Source organism: Streptococcus suis (genome assembly GCF_002960445.1).
Taxonomy (GTDB): Bacteria; Bacillota; Bacilli; order Lactobacillales; family Streptococcaceae; genus Streptococcus; species Streptococcus hyiners.
Map to the genome: position 1 here is coordinate 1 of NZ_POJD01000481.1, position 272 is coordinate 272.

The window sequence follows — 272 nt, forward strand, 5'->3', positions numbered from 1 at the left end:
AAATTTGAGTATTTTTATACATTTACACAAGAAGTAGACTATAAAACCAGGTCATCAGTGGTGCAGATTTGTCAGACCAATCATATTTCGTTATACTAGATAAAAAAGGAAAGGACTGCTATGCCGAATTTATTAACTTATCTTGAAGAAACTCAATACGATAATTTTTATGATAAACCTATCAATAAGCTAGATATTCTGGCTCTGACCGAACTTTCCTACCTCCCTTTTGATAATCTGGTCCCCTACTCTTTTACAGAAAATGGTGTACG

1 pseudogene is annotated in these 272 nt (G+C 33.5%); it reads left to right on the plus strand.

Annotated features, from left to right (window positions below):
• Nucleotides 1-120: 120 nt before the first annotated feature.
• Nucleotides 121-272: pseudogene (locus C1G53_RS12880) on the plus strand (lipase); the annotation flags it as partial.